Origin of the sequence: Actinocrinis sp., from assembly GCF_035938995.1 — a bacterium.
Taxonomy (GTDB): domain Bacteria; phylum Actinomycetota; class Actinomycetes; order Streptomycetales; family Catenulisporaceae; genus DASZGI01.
Genome location: NZ_DASZGI010000063.1, coordinates 1 through 4537 on the forward strand (window position 1 = coordinate 1; position 4537 = coordinate 4537).

The window sequence follows — 4537 nt, forward strand, 5'->3', positions numbered from 1 at the left end:
CCACGACGGCTCGGTCCACTCGATCATGGCCGAGTTCGACGACTGGGGACATCGCGCACTCGACGCGGGCGACCTCGACGCGTTGCTGGACTTCGAGCACAAGTCCCCGTCCGGGCGGCTCGCGCACCCGCGCACCGAGCACTTCGCCCCGCTCTTCGTGACCCTCGGCGCGGGCGAGGCGGACCTGACCGCACAGCGCAGCGTGATCGACGGTTTCTGGATGGGCATGGCGAAGCGCTCGATCCAACTCGGGTAAGCGCGCCGCAGCGCTCCAGCAGCCAGAGCACGGCGGTCCGAATCTCCGGGCATGTCAGCTGACGAAGTCGCCCGCTTCGAAGTCGTCGCCGTAGACCCGATGCGGATCGAGCGCTTCCAGCTCGGCTGCGGCTGCCGCCCAACCGGATGTCACATCAGCAGCCGAAGCCGTTGGCCATATCGGCCGAACGGCCGCGTCGGGGCCGCCGAATGACGCAAACAGCCATTCTTTGAGGTCGGCGTTGAACCGTTGCGGGTCCGGCGTTCCGGGAAGGCTGCGGACGGTGAGCCACACAGCGGTGTCGAAATCGCGGCCGCCCGGTCGGCGCGCAGGTGACAGCCATGCTTCCGCGGCGCCCGCGATTCCGCAGTCGGCCGGGTCATCGAGGCCTGTCACCCGCGCTTCCCAAGGTCCATTCACCGGGAAGCGCGGGTGACAGGCCTCGAGCCTGAAGTTCAGGTACTCATAGAAGGCTGACACGACGTGTTGGATCCGGTCGCGGCGGGTGAGCACGGCGTACTCGAAAGTGCGCGGTATATACGCGCGTTGTCGGGCGTCCCACACGAGCGCGGTGAGCGACAGCACGATGTTGCTCAGGCCGCCGTAGCTGTGCCCGGCCTGGAGGATCTCGTCGCGCGCAGCGATCGCCGTGCCGTGGTCGCCGGTGGCGAGGGCTTCGCCGAGCGCAAGGCATCCGGGAGCAGGGCAGGCCGTCACACCGTAGCCGAGCAGTTCGAGCCGGGTGAGCAGTGCCTCGAGGGTGACGCCTGCTTGCGCGACGACCGAGGCGTGTCCGGGCGGCCCGGCATTGACGCGCACCGAGTCCAGGTCTGTGCGTCCTGCGATCCATGATGCAGGGGCAGCCGGAATCCACCCGATCGGGTGACTCTCGGTGATCGCCGCACTGTACGGCCCAACCGGTGACGCTTGGGTTCAGTTCACCGCCGCTCAGTTCACCCACTCAGTTCACCGCCGCTCAGTTCACCGATACCGTCTCGGCCTTCGTCAGCTCGACGAGCTCTGCGAAGGTGATCGGGAACACGGTGTGCGGGTGTCCGGCAGCGGCCCAGATCTCCCCGTGCTCGGCGAGCGTCTGATCGATCAAGGTCCTGATCGGTGCGGGATGCCCGACCGGGGCGACGCCGCCGATGGCCTGCCCGGTGTGGGTGCGCACGAATTCGGGCGTGGCGCGCGCGAGCTTCGGCAGCCCGAGCAGCGCGGCAAGCTTGGCTGTGTCGACCCGGTGCGCGCCGCTGGTGAGCACGAGCAGCGGGTCGCCCGCGGCGTTGAAGATCAGGCTGTTGGCGATGGCTGCCACGGGGCAGCCGATCTGCTCGGCGGCCGCGGCGGCGGTCGGCGCGGTCGAGGGCAGTACGCGCACGCGGGGTGTGATGCCGGCGTCGCGCAACGCGGCCTCGACCGCGACGACATTGGGATGGCGGGCGATCTCCTCCATGCCCGGATCGTACCGACCGCCGCAGTCAGCGGGCGGGGCAGAGGATGAGAACCCGAACTCGCGCACCGCCTCCGCGTCCCAAGGCCACGCCACCGGATCGCATCGAGCGCCGCGAGTAGCGGTCCGGGCAGACGCTTAAAGCCCGAGCTCGCGCACCGCCTCGGCGTCCCAAGCGCAGGCCACCGGATCGCATCGAGCGCCGCGAGCACTGGTCCGGGCGGACGCTCAGAGCCCGAGCTCGCGCGCGGCTTCCGCGTCGCTGTCCCGCAGGAACTGGACGCAGCGCTGGGCTTCGTCAGCGTCGTCGATTTCCTCGGCCGCCCTCGCCAGCGCTCCGAGCGCGCGCAGGAAGCCCTGGTTCCCCTCGTGTGACCAGGGGATGGGGCCGTGGCCCTTCCAGCCATTGCGCCGCAGTGCGTCAAGGCCGCGGTGGTAGCCCGTGCGGGCGTACGCATAGGCGGCGACCGGCTCGGCGTTGTGCAGCGCCCGTTCCGCGAGGACCGCCCAGGCCAGCGAGGAAGCGGGATGCGCGGCGGCGACCTTTGTCGGATCGGCACCGCCGTCGAGTTCGGCGCGCGGCCCGGGGTCGTCGGGCAGGAGGGTGGGCGGCGGTCCGCCGAGCAGGTTCTCATGCACACTCATGGGCACATCTTCTCCCACCACACCCATCACGCGCAGGCATCCAGCCGACCGGGTGCGCACGGCGCGCCGCCACTCGCCGACCTGGTCGCCACTCGTGCAGCACCACGCGGACGGTCGCGCCACTGCGGCCGCAGCGCGCAACCTCCGGCCCGCCGCTCCCCAGCGCCACCAGCACCCACCGCCTAGTCGCCACGAGTACGGCGCCACGCGGACGGCTGCGCCATTCCGGCCGCAGCGCGCAACCTCCGGTCCCCGGCGCCACCAACGCCACCAACGCCGAGTCCCCGAGCGCGGCGCCGCCAGCACCCACCAGCCATAGCGCCCGCCACCCGCTGCCAGGTCACGATTCGGCCGCGAGGTGTTCGCTGAGGGCGAGCGGCGTTCCGTAGACCGCGGCGCGGCGTGACGATGAGGATATGGGCAGACTCCGCGCATATCTCCATCTCGGGACATTCCTGGCGGGACCGCGCAGGCCGAGGGTGCGGCGCGCGATGCGGCGTTTCTTCTACCGCCATCCGAGCCTCAGGCTGCGCAACCTTTTCCGGCGCAGGCGGTGGCCTTTGGGCGATGACGGTTACGAACGCCTGTACCCCGACTCTCCCCCGTTCCTCGGCGGAGTGCGCGAGCCGCGGCGTCCCAAGCCCACGCCGCCGGCCGACTCGGTCGCGCTGATCGAACCTCACGACTAGTCAGAAGCGGGCACCGGGCGCGCGCCGCAGCCGATCCGTCGCTGTGCACAGATAGTCGCTGTGCACAGATATTCGAGCCGTCCGTTTCGAATCGCTGTTTCGGGTTACCCGGCGCCATGGCCGAATACGTGTCGAAAGGCTCCGCAGGGCGCGCGATCATGCTTGCAGCCTTCGTGATCGCAGCGATCATCGTGTTGCACATCATCTTCGTGCTCATCGGCGCCAACGCGGGAAACACGATCGTCAGTACGGACGCTGACTGGTCCGGCACGCTGGCGGCGTGGTTCAAGGATCTGTTCACCCCAGGCAACTACAAGCTCGCCGTCTTCCTGAACTACGGGCTCGCAGCGATCTTCTACCTGATCATCGGGCGCGTCGTGGCCCGGCTCGTCAGCTCCCTGTAGCAGTTCCTCCGCGCATCCGAACCTGCGGCGGCCCGTCCCCACGGCGGGCCGCCGCAGCCTTTCGCGTTCCCTTCCCTTCTTTCTCGGCCCCGGTCGCAGGGCTCTGAACGAGCCGCCCGACCCAGTCGCCGGGCGCGCAGGTGTAAGGGCCTGGCTCAACCGCCGCGCCCGCGTCACGATGAGAAGGGGCGGGCGACCGCATGTCGTGGGCGGAGAGGCGGCAACCATGTCAGATGTCGTCGATGGTCTTGGTGAGGGCGATGCGCCGGACGGGCCGCGCAGCCCGATCGTCCAGGCGGATCCGCGCCTGTTGCCGCGCTACGCCGGTCCCGACACCTTCGCCCGGCTGCCGCGGCTCGACGACGTGGGCGCAGCGGCCGTCGCGGTGCTCGGGGTGCCGTTCGACTCAGGGACCTCATATCGTCCCGGCGCACGCTTCGGCCCGCACGCGATTCGCGGCGGTTCGAAACTGCTGCGCCCGTACCATCCCGCCCTCGATGTCCACCCCTTCAAGGCGCACCAGGTGGCCGATGCCGGCGACGCGGGCGTCAATCCGTACGTCATCGACGAGGCGGTCGCGCAGATCGAGCAGGTCGCCCGCGAAACGCTGTCCCGCGCGCAGCGATTGGTGACGCTGGGCGGGGACCACACCATCGCGCTGCCTTTGCTGCGTGCGGTGCATGACCGGCACGGTCCGATCGCCCTCGTGCACTTCGATGCGCATCTCGATACCTGGGACACGTACTGGAACGCGCCGTTCACGCACGCCACGCCGTTCCGCCGCGCAGCCGAGGAGGGGCTGCTCGCGCTCGACCACTGCGCGCACGTGGGGATCCGCGGCCCGCTGCCGTCCAAGTCCGACGTAGCCGCTGACCACGGACTCGGCTTCGCCATCGTGTCGACCCACGACGTCGCGCGGCACGGCGTCGACCAGGCGATCGACCGGGTACGCTCGCGTGTCGGCGACCGGCCGGTGTACGTGAGTATCGACGTCGACGCGCTGGACCCGGCGCACGCTCCGGGCACCGGAACGCCAGAGGCCGGGGGTCTGATGACACGGGAGCTTCAGATGATCCTGCACGGGTTCGCC

Annotated in this window: 5 protein-coding genes and 1 pseudogene; 3 read left to right on the top strand and 3 right to left on the bottom strand. The window is 70.0% G+C overall.

Going from position 1 to position 4537, the window contains the following annotated elements; translation table 11 throughout:
• Positions 1–256, top strand: a pseudogene (locus tag VGZ32_RS04090) (dioxygenase); the annotation flags it as partial.
• Positions 257–310: 54 nt separating this feature from the next.
• Here VGZ32_RS04090 and VGZ32_RS04095 read toward each other — a convergent pair.
• From VGZ32_RS04095 to VGZ32_RS04105, 3 genes are all read right to left on the bottom strand, one after another.
• Complete coding sequence (locus tag VGZ32_RS04095; protein WP_326884446.1) at positions 311–1075, bottom strand: cholesterol oxidase substrate-binding domain-containing protein; 765 nt, start codon at positions 1073–1075, stop codon at positions 311–313.
• A 157-nt stretch (positions 1076–1232) separates the two neighbouring features.
• Complete coding sequence (locus VGZ32_RS04100) at positions 1233–1712, bottom strand: YbaK/EbsC family protein (protein WP_326884447.1); 480 nt, start codon at positions 1710–1712, stop codon at positions 1233–1235.
• Positions 1713–1937: 225 nt separating this feature from the next.
• A complete protein-coding gene (locus VGZ32_RS04105) occupies positions 1938–2354 on the bottom strand; it encodes a DUF3151 domain-containing protein (RefSeq protein WP_326884448.1) in 417 nt (138 codons plus the stop codon).
• A gap of 847 nt (positions 2355–3201) precedes the next feature.
• Between VGZ32_RS04105 and VGZ32_RS04110 the strand changes: the two genes are divergently transcribed.
• Both VGZ32_RS04110 and speB read left to right on the top strand, forming a co-directional pair.
• Positions 3202–3447 (top strand): hypothetical protein, encoded by a 246-nt coding sequence (locus VGZ32_RS04110; protein WP_326884449.1) that lies wholly within the window; start codon positions 3202–3204, stop codon positions 3445–3447.
• A gap of 226 nt (positions 3448–3673) precedes the next feature.
• Positions 3674–4537 (top strand): agmatinase (gene speB / locus VGZ32_RS04115; protein ID WP_326884450.1); only part of this gene is annotated, 864 nt, incomplete at its 3' end.